Annotated in this window: 17 protein-coding genes and 1 pseudogene; 9 read left to right on the forward strand and 9 right to left on the reverse strand. The window is 52.9% G+C overall.

Annotation, left to right across the window (positions count from 1 at the left end; all coding sequences use genetic code 11):
- Positions 1 to 503: 503 nt before the first annotated feature.
- The 4 genes from ACR0AA_RS05200 (at position 504) to ACR0AA_RS05215 (ending at position 3,311) form a co-directional block, all read left to right on the forward strand.
- On the forward strand, positions 504 to 1,469 hold the full coding sequence (locus ACR0AA_RS05200; RefSeq protein WP_480755566.1) for an integrase: 966 nt from the start codon (positions 504 to 506) through the stop codon (positions 1,467 to 1,469).
- Entirely contained in the window at positions 1,466 to 1,639 is a 174-nt protein-coding gene (locus ACR0AA_RS05205) for a hypothetical protein (RefSeq protein ID WP_480755567.1), read from the forward strand. The genes ACR0AA_RS05200 and ACR0AA_RS05205 overlap by 4 nt, the downstream gene beginning before the upstream one ends.
- 89 nt (positions 1,640 to 1,728) lie before the next feature.
- The gene (locus tag ACR0AA_RS05210; protein ID WP_480682255.1) at positions 1,729 to 1,854 is read left to right on the forward strand and encodes a hypothetical protein; all 126 of its coding nucleotides are present in this window, start codon (positions 1,729 to 1,731) and stop codon (positions 1,852 to 1,854) included.
- A gap of 176 nt (positions 1,855 to 2,030) precedes the next feature.
- Positions 2,031 to 3,311 (forward strand): serine hydrolase domain-containing protein, encoded by a 1,281-nt coding sequence (locus tag ACR0AA_RS05215; protein WP_170469006.1) that lies wholly within the window; start codon positions 2,031 to 2,033, stop codon positions 3,309 to 3,311.
- Between the two features lie 79 nt (positions 3,312 to 3,390).
- Here ACR0AA_RS05215 and ACR0AA_RS05220 read toward each other — a convergent pair whose 3' ends face one another.
- A complete protein-coding gene (locus ACR0AA_RS05220) occupies positions 3,391 to 4,092 on the reverse strand; it encodes a hypothetical protein (RefSeq protein ID WP_170469003.1) in 702 nt (233 codons plus the stop codon).
- A 630-nt stretch (positions 4,093 to 4,722) separates the two neighbouring features.
- On the reverse strand, positions 4,723 to 4,851 hold the full coding sequence (locus ACR0AA_RS05225) for a hypothetical protein (protein ID WP_480755569.1): 129 nt from the start codon (positions 4,849 to 4,851) through the stop codon (positions 4,723 to 4,725).
- A gap of 336 nt (positions 4,852 to 5,187) precedes the next feature.
- Here ACR0AA_RS05225 and ACR0AA_RS05230 point away from each other — a divergent pair, with 336 nt between their 5' ends.
- On the forward strand, positions 5,188 to 6,399 hold the full coding sequence (locus ACR0AA_RS05230; RefSeq protein ID WP_480755570.1) for a primase-helicase family protein: 1,212 nt from the start codon (positions 5,188 to 5,190) through the stop codon (positions 6,397 to 6,399).
- A 16-nt stretch (positions 6,400 to 6,415) separates the two neighbouring features.
- On the opposite strand, the gene ACR0AA_RS05235 is transcribed toward ACR0AA_RS05230, so the two are convergent.
- From ACR0AA_RS05235 to ACR0AA_RS05250, 4 genes are all read right to left on the reverse strand, one after another.
- A complete protein-coding gene (locus ACR0AA_RS05235; RefSeq protein WP_480755571.1) occupies positions 6,416 to 6,607 on the reverse strand; it encodes a hypothetical protein in 192 nt (63 codons plus the stop codon).
- Between the two features lie 406 nt (positions 6,608 to 7,013).
- Entirely contained in the window at positions 7,014 to 7,961 is a 948-nt protein-coding gene (locus tag ACR0AA_RS05240; protein ID WP_480662088.1) for a cation efflux transmembrane domain-containing protein, read from the reverse strand.
- A 124-nt stretch (positions 7,962 to 8,085) separates the two neighbouring features.
- Positions 8,086 to 9,090 (reverse strand): arginase family protein, encoded by a 1,005-nt coding sequence (locus ACR0AA_RS05245; RefSeq protein WP_480755572.1) that lies wholly within the window; start codon positions 9,088 to 9,090, stop codon positions 8,086 to 8,088.
- A 93-nt stretch (positions 9,091 to 9,183) separates the two neighbouring features.
- Positions 9,184 to 9,357, reverse strand: coding sequence for a hypothetical protein (locus ACR0AA_RS05250; protein WP_480755573.1), 174 nt, complete (start codon positions 9,355 to 9,357; stop codon positions 9,184 to 9,186).
- Between the two features lie 156 nt (positions 9,358 to 9,513).
- On the opposite strand from ACR0AA_RS05250, the gene ACR0AA_RS05255 reads away from it, so the two are divergent.
- The 3 genes from ACR0AA_RS05255 (at position 9,514) to ACR0AA_RS05265 (ending at position 12,501) form a co-directional block, all read left to right on the forward strand.
- Positions 9,514 to 10,446, forward strand: a complete 933-nt coding sequence (locus ACR0AA_RS05255; protein ID WP_480755575.1) for a helix-turn-helix domain-containing protein — start codon at positions 9,514 to 9,516, stop codon at positions 10,444 to 10,446.
- Between the two features lie 161 nt (positions 10,447 to 10,607).
- Positions 10,608 to 11,498 carry a peptidyl-prolyl cis-trans isomerase gene (locus tag ACR0AA_RS05260; RefSeq protein ID WP_480755576.1) on the forward strand — a complete coding sequence of 297 codons (891 nt, stop codon included), beginning with the start codon at positions 10,608 to 10,610 and terminating at the stop codon, positions 11,496 to 11,498.
- A 259-nt stretch (positions 11,499 to 11,757) separates the two neighbouring features.
- Positions 11,758 to 12,501, forward strand: a complete 744-nt coding sequence (locus ACR0AA_RS05265) for a HupE/UreJ family protein (RefSeq protein ID WP_480755577.1) — start codon at positions 11,758 to 11,760, stop codon at positions 12,499 to 12,501.
- 729 nt (positions 12,502 to 13,230) lie between these two features.
- On the opposite strand, the pseudogene ACR0AA_RS05270 reads toward ACR0AA_RS05265, so the two are convergent.
- Both ACR0AA_RS05270 and ACR0AA_RS05275 read right to left on the reverse strand, forming a co-directional pair.
- Positions 13,231 to 13,449, reverse strand: a pseudogene (locus ACR0AA_RS05270) (transposase); the annotation flags it as partial.
- 97 nt (positions 13,450 to 13,546) lie between these two features.
- Positions 13,547 to 14,434, reverse strand: a complete 888-nt coding sequence (locus ACR0AA_RS05275; RefSeq protein WP_480755578.1) for a LysR family transcriptional regulator — start codon at positions 14,432 to 14,434, stop codon at positions 13,547 to 13,549.
- 97 nt (positions 14,435 to 14,531) lie between these two features.
- Between ACR0AA_RS05275 and ACR0AA_RS05280 the strand changes: the two genes are divergently transcribed.
- Positions 14,532 to 15,839, forward strand: coding sequence for an aminotransferase class I/II-fold pyridoxal phosphate-dependent enzyme (locus tag ACR0AA_RS05280; RefSeq protein WP_480755579.1), 1,308 nt, complete (start codon positions 14,532 to 14,534; stop codon positions 15,837 to 15,839).
- A gap of 111 nt (positions 15,840 to 15,950) precedes the next feature.
- Here the strand turns inward: ACR0AA_RS05280 and ACR0AA_RS05285 are convergent, their stop codons facing one another.
- The gene (locus ACR0AA_RS05285) at positions 15,951 to 18,401 is read right to left on the reverse strand and encodes a GcvT family protein (RefSeq protein ID WP_480755580.1); all 2,451 of its coding nucleotides are present in this window, start codon (positions 18,399 to 18,401) and stop codon (positions 15,951 to 15,953) included.
- Positions 18,402 to 18,509 lie beyond the last annotated feature (108 nt).

Here is an 18,509-nt window from a genome sequence, read left to right on the forward strand (position 1 = left end):
GCAATTTACTACGCTAGGCCCTCTCGACTCCACCGAGCCTTTATCTGGCAGGGGTTATGCTTGTTCTCGGCGTCCTGATGAGCCCGTGCATGACAGCTTGGGCATAGTGCAATCGCGATGAAAGTTTTCTTGCCCGTTGAGATGTCGGAGCAAAGTTCCTCACCGCAAATCTCGAGCAACTCCCCGCGTAAAATTAACTCATTGGTGGTGATGCCACATTGCTGGCACTGCGCCTCTTCAAGGGCGCACCTGACTTCCTCAACCGAGACTATCCGTTGATAGTTGCATTCAGTATCGGCCATTTTCATACCCCGCGAAATCGTTGACAACTCAACCCTGTGCAATGGACCTGCTCTGGCCTCACCCAGTATTCGCCTTGGGAGACTCAGGCTAACGCAGGTGTCGGGCGCATACAAGCCAGCGGGCATTACTCACTCCTGCCCCCCAGAAAACCGAGGAACCTCCTGCATCTAAATAAAGAAGCAACTGCAGGAGTTTGATCCATGAAGTACCTGTCTGCCCTCGGCGTTCGTGACCTGAGCCGGGCCTATCTGAACAAGCGGAGTAACGAGCTACGACCCAGCGGGTACAAATCGGTCCGATACTCTGTCGGGTTGTTCACCAGTCGATACGGTGACCAGTCGGTTTGCAGCCTGACCAGAGCCGACGGCCGAGAGTTTCTGAGCGCCATAGCCCAACTGTCCCCAATGATTGGCAAGTCAGAACGAACCCGTGGGCTGACCCTGGACCAGCTGGTCGCGTACTCGTCTCGGGGGTCAGTGACCATAACGGCTAGAACCCAGCGGCGTATCTGGTCGCAGGTCAATCACTTCCTCGACTGGATGGTCTATGAGGGGCATCTGGAACAGAATCCTTTCCGAACGGTTCTCTTCGATCGCAAGGTGCGCCCAGCGCCTTATTCTGTCCCGACTGACGATGAAGTCGTGAGACTGCTGGGAGCCAAAGACCGGGACTTGCATCCGGTTCTACTGACCTGTCTGCTGTCAGGGATGCGAGCAGGGGAAGCGGTCGGGCTGCTTCGGGAAGACCTCGTGACCAAGGGCAATCTCGGGTGCTTCATTCATGTTCAACCTAACCAACTGAGACTGCTGAAGACGGACGCGGCGGAGAGACTGGTTCCGGTTCACCCAGTGCTGGATGAGACGTTCCGGCAGTTACCCGCATCCGGCCCTCTGTTTCCTGATCTGACCGTGGCACATGTCACCAAGGGGTTTGCAAGGCTCCGACGGCGGTTGGACTTGGAGCGACCGGGACTGGTGTTTCACTCGACCCGCAAGTGGTTTGTGACCCAGTGCGAACGAACAGGTGTTCCTGAACACTTCACGGCATCTCTGGTCGGTCACCAATCGGCACGGTCGGAGAACGGGATCACCTATGGGATTTACTCGGCTGGCATCAGTGACGAGCAGCGTCGGTCGATCGTTGACCAGATACGGCTTCCGGTATGAGCTTCCCTGACATTGATGCGTTTGAGGAGCGAGCCGCTATTGCCGAGTTCGATGGCGGTTGCGCCCGTAAGGCAGCGGAAGATCTGGCTGCTCGGGCTCAAGGGTTCCGTGACGCTGAAGCCTACTGGCAATGGCTGGCCGACTATGTCGTTAACAGAAGACCACCCTGACACCTAACCCTCGGCGGCCCTTAGCGGGTTGCCGGGGGATCCCTGTTTTGTTTTTTTCTTCAAAGTGGACGTTGGTTGGAGGCAGTTGAATGACCGAGCTGCGGACAAAGCCGCCTTATGCTCATCGCTTTCTGATAACCGGTCGCAGCCCGGAAGCGGACCTTCATTGCGAGCTTTACATCCTCACAGATGCGGACCAAGAGGGCATTGCATGAGGCGACCAGCGCAATTTTATCAGCCCACAACCGCTTGCGACTACTAAGCTGTCCTATCGTAGAGTAGTTCGCAGTCGTCTGACCGCTCCGTGGTCCAGGCACAAGGGGCTAGACACCAGAGCTGAAGCATGGCTGGGTTGCTTGGAGATTGCCCAATCCTTCGGAGATCCCCAAAAATGAAAAGTCATGCAAACAAGCCGTTAGTGACCTCCGCTATTGCTATCGCTCTTTTGGCCTCCGGTGCGGTATTTACTGCTTCTACACAACCAGCAAGCGCAGAGGCTGGTTATTTCTGGGATGAAACCGTTGAGTCTGTAGATAGAAGCCCTTGGATATTTGAAGGCATAAATGTTTTTGGCGAATTGGCACGAGTTCCACCGTCAGATTGGGTACGTACTTTGGAAAAAGCGGCATACCCAACTGAGCTTGAGACTTTTGTTTTCACAGCTAGCAATAATGAAGAACAGAATATCAACGATTGGTTGCATCAAACACATACCGATAGCTTTTTGATTTATCACGATGGCAAATTGGTCGCTGAAAAGTACTTCAATGGCATGAGAGCTGATACGCCTCACCGCATTCACTCGATCACCAAGACAGTGTTGGGTATGGCAGCAGGGCTGGCGGTTGAGGCGGGAGAATTAGATCCCAAAAAGCTGATCACCGAATACCTGCCAGAGTTGGAAGGCCCAGCATTCAAAAATACAACGGTTAGACACCTACTTGATATGACCGCTGCTGTTGATTGGAAAGATGCTTCTAGCGGCTACTTAGACGACGCCGGTGATCTGTTCTGTGCGTTTGGTCAGGACCTCTCTGAAAAAGTTGAAATTTGTGATACAGAGTCTGGCGTTAAGGAGTACATGATCTCTCTTAGTGATCGCGAGACCTTGGTAGAAGACGGTGAAGTTTATAGTTACCGTTCAGTGCTATCTGCGCTGCTGGGTATGGTTATCGAGTCGGCGACTGGAGAAAGCTATCTGGATGTACTGGCCGAGTTGTGGCAGGACATCGGTGCTCAGGACCCTGCATATAGCGAACTAGGACCCAAAAGGATTGTGCAAACGAGTGGTGGGTTATTTACCAGCTCTCGTGACCTATTGCGATTTGGCATAATGATGCTGGACAACGGAAAGGTTAACGACACTCAAGTTATTCCTCCAGATTGGATAGCTGACACGATTCAAGCAAATGATGACGTTATCGCAGCTTATGAGAAAAGCGCATACGCGGAGGTGTTTGAAGGCTTCCACTACCGTAATCAAGTTTGGGTGAAAGACAGAGAAAAAGGTGCGTTTTACGGCATTGGTGTCTATGGGCAGCTGTTGTATGTGAACCAAAAAGCCAATGTGGTTATGGTGAAGCTATCAAGCCAGCCAGACGTTCAAAATACACCTATGTACCTGGACTCTATGGTTGTGATGAAAGGTATTGCAGAGACTTTGAGTAAATGAATTTCAGATTATCTAAATCTAGTAAGCTGAGCCAAATGGCTCGGCTTATACTACGGAAAGACTTAACAGTGTCGTCGGGTTAGTACCGGGTGACCTCGACTGCGACCGCAGCAAACACCACACCAATCAACAGAGCTTTTGTATTCACTGCCGAAAGGCTGGGTAGTTTAACCCGAAGAGACAGGGCTATTATCACACCCCCTGTTAACCCAGTCGAAATTGAATAGATCATGCTACTTTTGTCTGCGTTGAGACCGATCAATATGCCGACCGCAAGCGACGCGACAAAGTATGCGCGTAGCCATCCAGACATGTGTCCGGGGTGGGTCTTATAGAGAAAGATATTCACCCCAAACAAATGCAATGAATAGGCCAACGTTCCAACAGCGTACAGCTCAGGTGATGTTCCCGTCGTTTGCATGACGGTAATGGCAAGCAAGCAGTTATAGGTCCCGAGGGCCACTGTGTCCAAGCCAAGCGACAACTTGTTGTCGGCCCCTACGTCGCGACTGGCCTCCAGCAAGTAGTAAATGAGAAATCCTAGGAGCGAATAACCGAACAGCGAGTTTTCCCATTTCCCGCTTGCAGCTAAACCGGTGGACAATTCACCAATTTTTGGCAGCAGGAAAAGAAAAGCATAGCCAAGTCCGATCCCTGATGAAAAATCAGAAAGCCAGCCTGCTAGGGCGGGGAATCTCCGGTAAAAAGACACGCAGAAGACGTGAACAGTGCCGATGACTGCAATCGATGTTATCGCGAGGTATGTCGACGCGTCGAACACGGCTAAGATCCAATGATCACATTACAATTTGTATGAGACACCCCTTGGGAGCAAAAGCACAACCTAAAAAGTGAAGAAGGTGCGGTTTGAATATAACACTCAACGACAGCTTTCTTCTGCACTTTCGGCATTGATGCACGGTGCAGAAATTTGAACTTGGGCTCAAAGCAGTCCTTCGCTGCACTAGACTTTAACGTCCGCTCCGACCCAACCGCCAGCACCAGCGACCAGTGTTCAGCCCCCGGAATCGATCGTCAGCGGTCGTCTCAGCCCCAGTGGAGGGTTGCTTTGGCGGTCCTGTCAGCACCCGTTAACGGCCTCTCTAGCGGTCAAATTGCCCCGTGCTTACCCTAGAAATGCCCCCGAAACCGCCCCAGTTTCTTGTGCTTCGCTAAAAAGCCTATAACGATCATCGGACGGCAAGGATTCCTACCACCCCAGCCAGTTCATCAGAACATGGAACGACAGCAGGCACTTGGGCTAAACCCTCCGAGAATTGCCCCCGTTTATGCCCCAGCCACCCGAACGACCCGTTAGCAACTATAGCGGGTTCTTCGGGGGAGCCCCTCCCACGTTGCGGGAGGAGCGGGTTAGCTGGTTTTCAATCGAGATTTCTGCATAGCCACAGGGCTATAGCGCACCCCAATCAACCCCGTTCGCTTGCCGATCGCGCTCATCTTCAAGGTTATCACGGCGGTCACCGATGGTCAGATGGCGGGGATTGATGCAGCGGCGGTTGTGGCAGCGGTGCCGGATCACCTGATCGCGGGTGGCGGCAAGCCGGTGGGTGATGCAATAAACGAACCTGTAAGCTCGGCCGGATGGCTACATTAAAGATAATTAACTAGGGAAAACTCTCACTTTCGATATTGTGGAAGTCTGACAGAACTTAGTGGATTGGCACCTGCCGACCTGCAACTATTTATGACATTCCTTAAGATCGGGATGTCGCTAACCGGGCCGGGTGGCCATAAATTCTGAATGCCGATTTGAGACGCAGTTTAGATATGCGTCGTCGGTTGCCATTACCAAAAACTTCAACGGAAAAACGGCTCTGCAAAAGGGCCGCGTTGCACTCGTGCAAAGGAGATATTTATGAGTGAGCAGCATAATTTCGAGACAGGCTTTAAACTGAAAAGGACTGAGAGAAATCGGCGCAACGCGTGTTTCGAAACCACCTCAAAAAACCACGAAGCCATCGAATTCATACCGTCGCCCACGGTCGAAGAAACGTCACACAATCTGGAGCACTTGAAGCCAGAAAGCCCAAAGACAATGCTGTGCCAAGATCTGGCGCGGCGATTTGTCCGAAAGGAAGGACGCTTCTTTCGCCGAGACAACCCGAGTTCTGCAATCTCGGCTTCAGACCTAAAGCGTGTAGCTCTAGTTCGGTTTTCTGAGAAGTATCCGGAAATCGAATTGACTGATGATCTTTGGCGCGAAGTCTACCAACATGTTGTGGAAGAAGTGCATTCGGACATGACGCAAACTATCCCTGTCTGGTCCGGCCTCATTGAATGCTGCCCCTACAACGATGAAGGGCTGGTCTGGTCCGATGGAACAGCCGCTATCAACTCGTGGACACAGCCGGAGTACAGAAACCTGGATGTGGATGACGCTGACTTCGGCTTGTTTGCTGAACTCTTGACTCGGATGTTCCCACACTACACCGATCAAGTCTTCTTTCTCGATTGGTTGTCTTGGAGCCTCCAGAACGAAGACAGCAAGCCCGGGTTTTCAATCCTGCTGTATTCTCAAACCAAGGGTACTGGTAAGAGTTCGATCGCACTGACCCTTGCCAAGCTCTTTGGACAGAGCAACTCCATCGGCATCAACGGTATCTCCAAGCTGACTTCTCGTTTCAACCAAACACTGATGTCGAAGAAGTTCATCGCTTGTGAAGAGGTGAAGCTAAAGCCGGGAACCGATGCGGGTAACGCTGTCAAGTCTTTCATTACCGAACCCAGAGTCGCCGTTGAAGGCAAAGGAAAGGAGGTAACTGAGGTTCGCAGTGTCAGCGTCTACCTAATGACGACTAATCACTACCCACATTGGATCGAGTCAGATGACCGGCGTTTCCTTGTGATTGACGCAAATCATCCAGGTCACGCTTCTGGCCCGGACCATCAGGACTTTCAGTCCTTCATGACCCGCTACTATGACTATCTGGGCGATCCTGCGAATATCGCTCGTCTATATCGGGCGTTGATGGCTCGTCAGCAATCCAATGGCTTCAACCCTCGGTCTATTAACATGGCTGCCGTAGCGAATGTGAGCAGACATCAGTCTCCTCCTTTTCTGTTTTGAATTTTGGGGATTGCCGTTAGGCGCTAGAGACAACCCGTAGGATCATCTCGAGGGCCGGTTCGCCGTAGGAACCAGCCAGTGGGCCGGTGATGGCAAAGCCGGTCACGCAGTCTTCGAACACCTCTTCCACGCGGAAGTGATGCTCAGGGACGTCATCGAAGGCGCGGACGACCACGACGTCACCGGGGTTCAGCTCCAGTTCAGTCATCGTCGGACCTCCACGTCCAGAGAACCGCCAGTAAAACCAGCGCCGAGACAGCGGGATGAGATCGAGCGACCACCCAGAGCATCGTCGTCAGGACGGCCTTGGGCGGTGGGTGCAAAAGAAAACCCCCGACGAGAACGCCGAGGGCAGACAGGTACTTCATGGATCAAACTCCTGCAGTTGCTTCTTTATTTAGATGCAGGAGGTTGCTCGGTTTTGACCGGAGTGGACGTTCAGGTTTTCTCCGCGGATGGCGGTTTTGCGGACAAACCCGTTATTCGCCGCGCAGTAGAAATAAGATTTCATTTGAACGACCGATACCGCAGACAAAATTGAATGAAGGAGAAAAATGAAAACGTTGCCTCACGGACTTGGGACATTGTCCCTTTAACAAACATAAATCAGATATTTAATTTTTCGATGCGGCGCCAAAGACTTGGCGTCCGATCTCAGAGACCACGACCAATACCTCTGCGCGCGCGAAACGGGTGTTCAGTTCACTGTTAAGTGTGATGGAGATTTCATCAATTGTGGAGCTCATAACTGCGCCATGTGGGTTTATAAACACAACAACGGAGAGAGTTCGGCCGGCTTTGAGAACAATGACATCTGGGATTTCGATGTCCTTATTGGCCAATAAGTCTTCTGCCGTCTTGCGCACTTCGTCTACGATGTCTTTGGAAGCGGACGTTCCGACCAACTCTCCAAGACTGTTTTTGAAATCGGCCCAATATGTTCCAGAGGCAACAAGGCAAAGGCAAATTACAATAATGGAATCTCCAATTGGCGCAACGAACGCCAGCGGTCCGTCCTTCAAAAAAAACACCAGTGCGAAACCCACGCCTGCTGTTCCAGTAATGACGCCGTCGAATGCAGCCGCGCGGGACTCTAGCCTTAAGATGTCGCTTTGCTTACCAGTTTGCTTCCAACATCGAAGGTGGTTTGCCCACAAACCAGCACAGATTAGGCAAATCAGGATAGTGTAAACACCAATAACCTCAAATTTAACCGGGGCTGGCGTCGTACCGCCGATATAGGAGGCGATCTTGGCAACTGCATTGGTAAAAGCAAACACCACAAGGCCGAGAAGAGACAAGGCGCGAAAAGTCGTGAATACCGCTTCATCAGCTGCGTAGCCCAACGGCCTATTCTCATCCGGACGGGCCGAAGATTGGCGACCGACACGAACTGCTAAGATAGCAGCAAAAAAGCCGACCAATGAAAACAACCCGTCGACCAGCAATGCTTGTGAGTTCGAAAGGACCGAAGCCAAGATTCCGGCAAATCCCATGGCCAAATTTCCGGCCATGCCCACCCGGAGAGCAGAGGTTTCAAGTGTATCGACTGCTGCCGACATCGAAATATTCACCAGTTGTTTTGAACAAGACCATTACCATGAGACCTTACTGCAAACTGCGACACACTCCGGAGCATTGTGACCCGGTGTGCGTCAACAAAATAAGCTCCGTGAAGTTCTCAAATTAGGGTTCACCCGAGATACGCGGATGCACAAACTCAGGGTCCATTCCTTCTTTTCTCATCGCGATACCAGTTAGGAACTGAAACATGGTTCGTCGTACAAGTCGCGCAGTCTGCTGGCCCTTATTGTCATAAAACGGATTGAACTCGACAAAATCCACGCCGACGATTGTTTTTCGTGCAGCGAACTCCCGCAGCATTGGGAACAGGTCTTCTGGGTGTGACCCAATAGGAGAGGATGATCCTGTGCCCGGTGCATAGCTCATGTCAAAGGTGTCGATGTCAAACGAGACATACACCAGATCAATATCCTTAAGATCCTCGTAAATCTTGTCGAAGGTCTCTTCCACACCGTCCCTGCGGATCTCATGAATATGATAGACTTTCCCACCCTCGGCTTGGACTTGGTCCCAGTCGCCTTCTCCAAAAACAGGAGTGGCCATGCCGTATTGGATGACATTGCTTCCGTCCACCAATCCTTCTTCTACAGCGAGGGTCATAAAGCTGCCAGAATGGTAGAAAGCGCCAAACTTTCCCTGGCCTCGGTCGAGATGGACGTCGAAATGTACGAAAGCAACATTATTGCGCCCATAGACGTCAACGATGCCGCGGAAAGTACCGTTGGGAACGGAATGATCTCCGCCAACAATAAATGGAACGGCCCCAATCGAAGCAACTTCGCGCGTCATTCTGCGAATTTCTTCTAAAGTGTGCGCTTGGTTGTATGCGTTCATTCCGGCATCACCGTAGTCAACCGCGTTGATGATTGAAAATGGCGCTATCAAAGTTTCGTATTCCACCCAACTCAGAGGGAACTTTGGATCCCCATAGCCCCCGTAGTCTCTGTTATAACGCACTTCTGCGGGTGCCCACATATTGCCAGCCGAGTGAGGCAAAGCTCCGGTCGGCGCTCCAAAAATTGCTACGTCGATTTCACCGGCAACCAAATCTTCTGGCGTCAAAGCCACTGGAAGCTTAAAGAAGGTCTGAATTCCGATTGGCTCCATCTGTAATTGGTACCGCTGTATGTCTATTGGCCCCGCCCCTTGCGGGTTTCTTTCCGGATCTCTCAGCTCTCTCCAAATATTCGTAGATTTGTCTTACCGGATATTCATCTTGGAAGGATCATCGGGAACGACATGCGGCATAGGAGCAGGCTCTTCCTGAGGAGCGGCATCGACTATGTCTTTTAGCATTTGCGCGGAGCCTTTAACGGGGAATACACCTAATGCCGCCGCAATTGCACTAGTCATCAACAAATCGCTGAACTTCATCGCTTGCCCTTTCCGATGCACTGTTAAACAGAAGAATTGTAAAGTTAATCTCGATTTGACCCCCAAACATGTGTGTGGGCTACGTAATTTGTGCAAACATAGGAATATTTAACAAAAATCTTGCCGACCCGACCAATTTCCGTACGATTAGGGCCCATGCGCGTACAACAAATCTGTCTGCAAGAAGCCGAAGATATTTCGGAGTTTTTGTATCAGACCACAGGTATGATTCCTGGCTACACTCAGTTTTCTCCGGGCTCGGCGAAATTGAGCTACTGCGTTGTTGAATTAGATGGCGTGTCCTTGCTTTGGGCGCATGGATTTGCTCATTGCAGATGGCAAGATCAAATGTCTGATGATGGAAGGGTACATTTTGGCTTCGTAATTGACGCACCAAAGGGTGTAGTTTCCCTAGGTCGCGAACTTGATCCAGGTTACGCAATGTTGTTTCGACCTGGCCAAGAAATGGACTATGTGTTTCTCGGTCCTGTGAAAACGCTAGAAATCAGTGTCTCCAAAGAAATTTCTGTCGATCTAGGGTGGAATTTCCGCGGAGCGCCACTTTCTAAAGTACCAACTGAACATTTGAAACAGCTCAAATTCATGTGCCAGCGCGCCACTGAGTTGGCGGCGCCCGTAAATGAGCCTCCAAACCTATCGAAGATATTTGATGCACGAGAGGCTATATTGGACGCCCTCGAACCCGTCTTGCATCCGTGGCTCGAAGACTCATCCGCTGATTTGCAACTTACCAGTAGGTACAAGTTGTTGAAGGCATTCGACGACTTAGCTGACAGCTCTGGAGAAGCCTTGCCCAATTTGGACCTGATTTCCAGGGAGTTGGGCGTCGGGCGGCGCACGCTCTTTTACGCTTTACGGCAGTCTCTCGGTTTGACGCCGCGAAGATACTTGGAAATACGTCGTTTGATCGAACTTCGTAAGCAACTAAGAAAGACTGATCCTTCTGACAGTACCGTTACCGACTTGGCCACTGGGCTAGGATTTGGTGACCTTGGAAGAATGGCCGGAAATTACCGCCGGCAATTTGGAGAATACCCAAGCGAAACTTTGCGCGAATCAAGATGTTAGACTTGAGACACGCGTTCTTTTGTTCCCCTCTGCCGCACAGAAATACCAGAAGACAAATTGAGGGGTGGCAATCTACCGAGTTGCACTCGGCGCTCTTGTTAACTTGCGGGAAGATGCCTCTTTTCGGGCTGCTTTTCAGGTGAACTTTCAAGGATGCAAACATGGCCTTAAGCAGTTCAGATCATGATTCCGATAGAACGGTCAACGAACCCAAATCCGACGCGACAAAGATAGTTCGAGCAATCTTCGGAGAACCACTCTTTCAATTCCTAATTATTGCAGGCTTATTGTTCGCAGCGCAGACAATTTTCGCAAAAGACGACCGTGAAGTGATCGTGGTTGAAACAGCTACTCAACAATACCTTTTTGACCAGGAGGCTGAGCTTCTTTTAAGGCCACTAACCGAGGTCGAAAAAAAGGAAATTGTTAGAAATTTCATTGAAGAAGAAATCTTGGTCCGAGAAGCTGTGAAACGCGGCTTTTCGGACAGTTCTCGCATACGGGCACTTTTATTGCAGAACATGAGGTTTTTTATCGCCGGGGATATACCCGAACCAACAGAAGCAGAACTGCAGGAGTATTTTGAAAACAACTCCGAAAAGTTCCAAAGTCCTCTGAGTTATGATTTTGAACATGTGACTTTTGCCTCAAGTGGCGATGTTCCCGAAACTGTCATAAACGACCTGAACGAAGCCGGCGCTGCAATAGTTCAAGGCAATGCTGGCATTTATAGTGGTGGTACGCTTCGTTACATGGATCAACGGCGTCTCGTCCAGGCGTTTGGAGCGGAGACGGCAAAAGAGATCTTAAAAACAGTGGACAAGGGCGAATCTTGGCATGGTCCATTTTTGTCTCAAACCGGAACCGTCCATTTTCTGAAAGTGTCCAAAGAAAATCCGCCGAGTTTACCCGACTTCTTGGAAGTTAAGGATTGGGTGGGAACACAATGGCTTTCAGACAAATCCCGAGAGTTAATGGACAAAGAACTGCAGGCAGTGGAATCCGACTACGTCGTCGAAATTGTGCCTCCATCGGGTAATGAAGGTGATTAGATTTCGTCTTTTCGCTGCAGTGTCGGCCATACTGCTTGCATTTTCGGCCGAGGGTACACACGCGCATTCACTGGGTGTGGATCGGGCCGAATTGGTTGAAGCAATCCCGGGCGAATATCGTTTAACTTCGAAGGTGCCCCGTCGAATCTCGGCCGCCATACTGTCACCAGTTTTGCCAACCCAATGCTCGTTCGTCGGTAACCCAAATGGTGAAAGAGGATCATATTCAGTAACATTTGAGTTTAGCTGCTCGGAGCCGATGACGGCAGAAGACAGTCTGCTACTGCCATGGAAGCGTGAAGGTGCTTTGCTGACAGTCCGCTGGTTTGGTCAAGATCCAGTAACGCGATTGGTCAAACGCGATGGAGAAGCAATGGTTGTTGGCCTAGATGAGTGGCTGGCCGGCTCAGGTTCAACAATACGCGCAGCCAAGCGGTACACGATCCTCGGCATCGAACACATCCTGGCAGGTCTGGACCATCTTCTTTTTGTGTTGGCCCTTCTGTTCCTTGTTCAAGGATGGTGGATGCTAATTAAAACTGTTACCGCGTTCACAGTTGCCCACTCGATAACACTGGGGCTTGCAACATTTGGTTTTGTGTCATTGCCGGCAGCTCCTGTAGAAGCAACTATCGCCCTATCGATTGTTTTCCTAGCCTCAGAAATTGTCTGGAAAGCGCGTGGAAGATCGTCTTTGGCGAGCAAAGCTCCTTGGGTGGTGGCATTTGCTTTCGGGCTTTTGCACGGTCTGGGATTCGCTGGCGCGCTATCTGAGATTGGACTGCCACCTTCAGAAGTTCCAATTGCCTTGCTGTTCTTTAACATAGGCGTTGAAGTGGGACAGTTGGTTTTCGTTGCGGGAGTTTTGATTGCCGGTTTGATACTTTTGCAGCTTCGAGTTCCAGAACGTACTGAATTCTACGCTCGGATGTCGGTGGTGTACGGAATCGGTATCATTGCGAGTTATTGGACGATCGAAAGAACTTTTGCGATATTTCTCTAGCGTCTCAATAAATCACGTTTTTCTCTCGGCCAAGCTGTCACGTCAGCACCTGCGACCACCCGTCAGCCCCCGGAACCAGTCGTAAGCACCCGTCGTCACTAGTGAACGGCCCCTCTAGCAGCCAAAATGCCCCCGGAACCGCCCCAGTTTCTCAGGCTTCGCCAAAAAGTCGATAACAATCATCGGTTGGCAAGGATTCCTACCACCCCAGCCAGCACAGCTAACATATTGTTATCGCTGGAGAATTTGGGAAATTCGCCCGGAATTTCCGGTCGGTTTTGAGGTTTCTCGACACTCCAGACTCCAGTGACGGCGCAATACTTGGGATTTCTGCGAAAAGTCTGGAATCGCCATTTCCGCGGTAGCAGTTTGACTGTGAACGATGTCAGGTGCATCTCCAATGATGCGGCTTTGATGTACGGAGCCGGGGTGACCCGGTCGAGAATTGGCCGGATCATCTTCATGTTTTTGGAAACGTGAAAGAATTAGCTCGTGGGCAGGTATTCAAAGGGCAGCAAACTGTTCGCGCTGTTCTGCCCAGAGCGGCGAGAAGGCATGACGTTTTAGCCATTCGGAAGTCAGGCCAATCGGCTGCTTGCCCTCATGAACCGAACGAATGATATCCGGTGCCAGGAACGACAGTTCGATCAGATGCTGAATACGGCGTTTTGAGACGCCTTCAGCCTCAGAAATCTCGCCGAAGGTTTTCCCGGAACACACAAGGTCGAAATACTTACCTTTCTCACTCCAACGCTTCCACCGGCTATAAAGCGTCTTGTGCGGCCCGTATTCTTTGGGAGCGTCACGCCACCGCAACCCATTGCGATTGATGAAGATAATCCCGCTCAGCACCCTCTTGTCATCGACCCGTGGCTTGCCATGCGACCGCAGGAAGAAAGGGGAAAGTTTGGCCATCTGCTCAGCAGTCAGCCAGAAAAGGTCGCTCATATCACCGCTCCGGTTTTCGAGCCGTGAATCACGCAGCGCTTTGAAAATCAATGTATCCTGACCCTAACATCGTTGCGGGGCGTTAGATTGCTCGGCGTCAGCACTGACCGGACCGCTCCGTGTCTCGTAACAGACCGACAATTTCATCAATTTCCGGACGTCGTCTGGACGGGTGCGGAAGGAATATCACCAATGCCTGACCTGTGGCACACTCCTCGGCGGACATTCGGCACAGGTGCCCATTCCGCAAGGCTTGCTCAACCAAACAGGCATGCGCCATGAGGGCGCCCGCGCCTGATTTGGCCTCTTCGACCGCGAGACCGTATAGCGAGTATTTTGGGCCCTTGGTCGGATCAGCGATGTCTGCTCTTGTTGCTTCTGACCACAGCCGCCAATCATCATGCCATGTTTGATCATGAAGCAGTGGAATAGAAGCAAAACGAAATCTGTCAGCCAGCTTCGGTGAGCAAACCGGGAATATGACGTCCTCGGTGACAACAATCTGGTTTGCCCCACCGTCGGGAACAGTAAAAAACACCGACAGGTCGAACAGCTCACGCGACAGTCTGGGCGGGGTTTCCAGAGCAGTAACAGAGAACTTCAGATCCGGTCGGGATTCCCTTATCCGCCCTAAACGTGCAGGTAACCAGAGCTGCGCGACCGAAGGCAAGGCGGCAATGTGGATTTCGACGCTCGGGCTCAGGTTTCGCAAGCTTTGGGTTGCGGCGGCCAGATGATCGAACGCCAAGGTGAACTCGCTGGCCAATTGACGCCCTGACGAGGTCAATTCGACCCCTTGGGCATTTCGTCGAAACAGCGGCACGTCGGCCCAAGCCTCCACAGTTTTGATATGTTGCGAAACCGCGCCGGGCGTAACGCTAAGCTCTTCAGCCGCAGAGACAAAACTGCCTAGGCGCGCGGCGGCCTCAAAGGCACGAAGAGCGTTAAGGGGCGGCCCTTTTGGTCGGCGAGGTAAGACGGCCATAGACAAAGACTCAGTTTTTCTATGCCAAGAAATAGCAAATCTGATTTGCGATGTCGCCCCGATTGTTCAATCTGGTGGCAACTTGGAGGTCACAGACATGACAATTGAATCTCGGCACTGGGTCCCTGCTGCGTCCGAGGCCCTCGTTCAGAAAATCGCAAGCCAGACGTCGCAGACATCGTCGGCAGATCTGCTTGCACAGATCGAGAACCTTGCAACTCGGAACAAGGAAATCCACGAAAAGGAATGCTTCAACCTCAATCCCGCGACAAACGTGATGAACCCGAGGGCAGAAGCGCTGTTGGCCTCCGGAATCGGATCGCGCCCATCTTTGGGGTACCCGGGCGATAAATATGAGATGGGTCTGGAAGCCATCGAAGAGATCGAGGTCATTGCTGCCGAACTCTGCGCCGAGGTTTTTGACGCCAAATTCGCCGAAATCCGCGTACCTTCCGGGGCCATTGCGAACCTGTATGGTTTCATGGCCACCTGCAAACCGGGCGACACGATCATTGCGCCACCGGCTTCGATCGGGGGGCACGTGACCCATCACGTGGCGGGATGTGCAGGTCTTTTTGGGCTGCGTACCGTTGATGCCCCGACGGACGGTTACGGCTATACCGTCGACCTTGACCACCTGCGCGCCATTGCGCTGAAAGAGCGGCCCAAGCTGATCACTATCGGCGGCAGCCTGAACCTGTTCGAACATCCGGTGAAGGAGGTCCGTCAGATTGCCGACGAGATTGGGGCCAAGGTCATGTTCGACGCCGCCCATCAATGTGGGATCATCGCGGGCAAGGCGTGGCGAAATCCTCTGGCTGAGGGCGCTCATTTCATGACGATGAGTACCTACAAAAGCCTTGGCGGGCCTGCCGGAGGTTTGATCGTTACGAATGATGCTGAGATCGCGGAAAAACTCGATGCAATTGCATTCCCCGGCATGACGGCAAACTTCGACGCGGCTAAGTCGGCAGCCCTTGCCGTGACGATGCTGGATTGGCGGGATTTTGGTTCGCAATACGCCGCCGAGATGATCGCGATGGCGCAGGCATTGGCCGATGGTCTGGATGCGAACGGCGTTCCGGTCTTTGCCGGGCGCGAAGGGTTTACCGCATCGCACCAATTTGCCGTATTGGCTGCACCCTATGGCGGCGGGCAAACTGCGTCCAAAACCCTGCGCCGTGCCGGGTTCCTAGCCTGCGGAATCGGTCTGCCCGCGCCAGAAGTGACCGGAGATATGAACGGTCTCCGGATCGGTACGCCCGAGTTGGTTCGGTGGGGGATGACGTCCAAAGATGCAGGCGGACTGGCGGCGCAGATTACGTCCGGACTGGCAGGCGATGATATCGCCGCTGAGGTTGCTGAATGGCGTCAGAGTTTCTCAGAACTGCACTTTGTCCATTGAGGATTTTGCGGATGGGGCTTTTGCGCCCCATCCCTGTCATGACCTAAGGAACCTGCCTCGGATCGCCTCATGGCCCGTTTTGACGGCCATAGAGGCAATCCAGCTTGGGCATCACGCCCGCATGTTCGCGCCATTGGCGTCATAGACCGGACCGCCCAGCACTTCGGCGTCATAGAAATTGCCAAGGATTTCAACCTGCAAGTTAGTCCCCGGCACTGCGCTTTCCGTCGCCACGTAGCCCATGGCCATCGACTTGCCGACACGGTGACCATAACCGCCAGAGGAAACGTAACCCACTGGTTCACTGTCCTTCAGGATCGCCTCGTCGTTGGAAACGTCGATACCGTCGACGTCGATTGTCATGGTGACCAGCTTGCGCGAAACCCCGTCTTCCCGGAATTTCAACGTGGCCTCTTTACCGACAAAATCCTTCTTCCAGTTGATAAAGGCATCCATGCCGCTTTCGACCGCGTTGAAATCCGGGCGGAAGTCGGTGGTCCAGACGCCCCAGCCTTTTTCCAGACGCAGAGACATCAGCGCGCGGGCGCCGTACCAGCGATAGCCCAGATCGGCTCCGGCCTCTTCAATCGCTTCGGCCAGGCGAAGCAGGTATTGCGGACGGCAGTAGATCTCATATCCCAGCTCGCCCGAGAACGAAATCCGGTTCAGGATCACCGGAACACCGCCGACGAAAGTCTGGCGCAGGTCGCGGAACTTCAGCGCAACAGGGCTGACGTCTTCACGGGTGATGCGGGCCAGCAACTCGCGCGATTTCGGTCCGGACAAGGCGATCCCGTGCCAGTCGCCCGAGACATTGGCATAAGTAACATCCGGGGGCAGGTCCTTTTCAAACCAGCGCCGATGTGCGTCCTGCATCGCGCCCGAGCCGAACAGAACAAAGTGATCCTCGGTCAGACACGCCACAGTCAAATCGCCATAGAGACGCCCCTTTTCGGTCAGCATCGGCGTCAGTGCCAGTCGGCCCGGTTTCGGCACATAGCCGGCCAGCATCTTGTTCAGGTAGTCACGCGACCCTGCGCCCTTGAATTCGTGCTTAGCAAAGTTGGCGATTTCGATGCCGCCGACAGCCTCTTGCACGGCTTTGACCTCGCGTGCCACGTAGTCGTGACTGCGATTGCGCTCGAACGTGGGTGTTTCATGCGCGTCTTCCGGGCTGCCTGCAAACCAAAGAGCGTTCTCAAGGCCAAACCCCTGCCCCATTACAGCGCCCTTTGCGACCAGACGGTCATAGAGCGCCGTTGTTTTCTGCATCCGGCCTTTGGGCAAGGTTTCGTTCGGGAAGGTCATCACGAAACGGCGTTCGTAATTCTCTGTCGACTTGATCGTGCCCCAATCCGGGGTCGCAAACTCGCCAAAGCGCGCCACATCCATGGCCCAGACATCAATCGAGGGTTCGCCGTCGATCATCCACTCGGCCATGGTCAGGCCCACACCTCCGCCCTGACAGAAACCAGCCATGACACCTACAGCGACCCAGTAGTTCTTCATGCCCGGAACCGGGCCGATCATCGGGTTGCCGTCCGGCCCGAAGGTAAACGGCCCGTTGATGATATCCTTGATCCCGGCCTCTCCAATTGCGGGAATACGTTCAAAGGACATCTCCAACCGGTCGGCGACGCGATCCAGATCAGGTTGCAGTAATTCGTGGCCGAAATCCCAAGGCGTACCATCAACTTTCCACGGTGTACCCTTGGGCTCGTAGGTGCCCAGAAGCATGCCCTGACGTTCCTGACGGAAATAGATGTTTGCTTCGTAGTCGATCCCGGCAGGCAGACGCGTGCCGTGATTGGCAACCGCATCGATCTTTTCGGTGATCAGGTAGTGATGCTCCATCGGTTGCACAGGCAGGTGAACACCGGACATATGCCCCACCTCGCGCGCCCAGAGGCCGCCGCAGTTCACCACATACTCGGCATTGATCTGACCCTTGGGTGTCGTCAGGTCCCAGCTGCCGTCGGGACGCTGGCTCATCCCGGTCACACCGCAATGGGTAAAATACTGCGCCCCGTGCACCTTGGCCGATTTAGCGAAGGCATAGGTCGCACCGGATGGGTCCAGGTCGCCGTCCTGATCATCCCAGAGCGCTGCGTGATAGTGTTTGGGGTCGATCAAGGGGTGGCGCTCAGCCACCTCTTTCGGACTGATGAACTCCTGGTGCAGCCCCATGTAGCGGGCCTTGGACCGTTCGCGTTTGAGGTAGTCGTACCAGTCCTTGGTCGAGGCCAGATAGAAGCCGCCGGTGATGTGCAGGCCGACGGAATGGCCCGAAGTCTCTTCGATCTCTTTGTACAGATCAATCGTATAGCTCTGCAGACGCGAGATGTTGGGGTCCGAACTGATCGTATGGATCTGACCGGCGGCGTGCCAGGACGAGCCGGAGGTCAGTTCATCACGTTCCAGCAAGACCACGTCCTTCCAACCGAATTTGGCGAGGTGGAACAGAATAGAGCATCCAACGACGCCGCCGCCGATCACGACGACTTTGGCGTGAGAGGGAAGCTGTTTGCCGCCGGTGCTTTCGTCTTTTTGAATTTCAGGCATGGGAAAGTCCTGTGTCATGTGTGTGTGATGTTTGGGGAAAGGGGGCTGTCTGCCCCCTCTTGAACCTGTGGCTCAATTCACCCCGAAGGTATTTTTGGCCAGATGAAG

It is taken from the genome of Ruegeria sp. CE8, from assembly GCF_056537465.1.

What these genes read in the sequence shown, in the direction of transcription:
- ACR0AA_RS05285 (WP_480755580.1), bottom strand. Translation starts at nt 18,401, where the DNA reads ATGCCTGAAATTCAAAAAGACGAAAGCACCGGCGGCAAACAGCTTCCC.
- ACR0AA_RS05215 (WP_170469006.1), top strand. Translation starts at nt 2,031, where the DNA reads ATGAAAAGTCATGCAAACAAGCCGTTAGTGACCTCCGCTATTGCTATC.
- ACR0AA_RS05245 (WP_480755572.1), bottom strand. Translation starts at nt 9,090, where the DNA reads ATGGAGCCAATCGGAATTCAGACCTTCTTTAAGCTTCCAGTGGCTTTG.
- ACR0AA_RS05210 (WP_480682255.1), top strand. Translation starts at nt 1,729, where the DNA reads ATGACCGAGCTGCGGACAAAGCCGCCTTATGCTCATCGCTTTCTGATA.
- ACR0AA_RS05260 (WP_480755576.1), top strand. Translation starts at nt 10,608, where the DNA reads ATGGCCTTAAGCAGTTCAGATCATGATTCCGATAGAACGGTCAACGAA.
- ACR0AA_RS05230 (WP_480755570.1), top strand. Translation starts at nt 5,188, where the DNA reads ATGAGTGAGCAGCATAATTTCGAGACAGGCTTTAAACTGAAAAGGACT.
- ACR0AA_RS05275 (WP_480755578.1), bottom strand. Translation starts at nt 14,434, where the DNA reads ATGGCCGTCTTACCTCGCCGACCAAAAGGGCCGCCCCTTAACGCTCTT.
- ACR0AA_RS05235 (WP_480755571.1), bottom strand. Translation starts at nt 6,607, where the DNA reads ATGACTGAACTGGAGCTGAACCCCGGTGACGTCGTGGTCGTCCGCGCC.
- ACR0AA_RS05280 (WP_480755579.1), top strand. Translation starts at nt 14,532, where the DNA reads ATGACAATTGAATCTCGGCACTGGGTCCCTGCTGCGTCCGAGGCCCTC.
- ACR0AA_RS05240 (WP_480662088.1), bottom strand. Translation starts at nt 7,961, where the DNA reads ATGTCGGCAGCAGTCGATACACTTGAAACCTCTGCTCTCCGGGTGGGC.
- ACR0AA_RS05205 (WP_480755567.1), top strand. Translation starts at nt 1,466, where the DNA reads ATGAGCTTCCCTGACATTGATGCGTTTGAGGAGCGAGCCGCTATTGCC.
- ACR0AA_RS05265 (WP_480755577.1), top strand. Translation starts at nt 11,758, where the DNA reads ATGACGGCAGAAGACAGTCTGCTACTGCCATGGAAGCGTGAAGGTGCT.
- ACR0AA_RS05200 (WP_480755566.1), top strand. Translation starts at nt 504, where the DNA reads ATGAAGTACCTGTCTGCCCTCGGCGTTCGTGACCTGAGCCGGGCCTAT.
- ACR0AA_RS05250 (WP_480755573.1), bottom strand. Translation starts at nt 9,357, where the DNA reads ATGAAGTTCAGCGATTTGTTGATGACTAGTGCAATTGCGGCGGCATTA.
- ACR0AA_RS05255 (WP_480755575.1), top strand. Translation starts at nt 9,514, where the DNA reads ATGCGCGTACAACAAATCTGTCTGCAAGAAGCCGAAGATATTTCGGAG.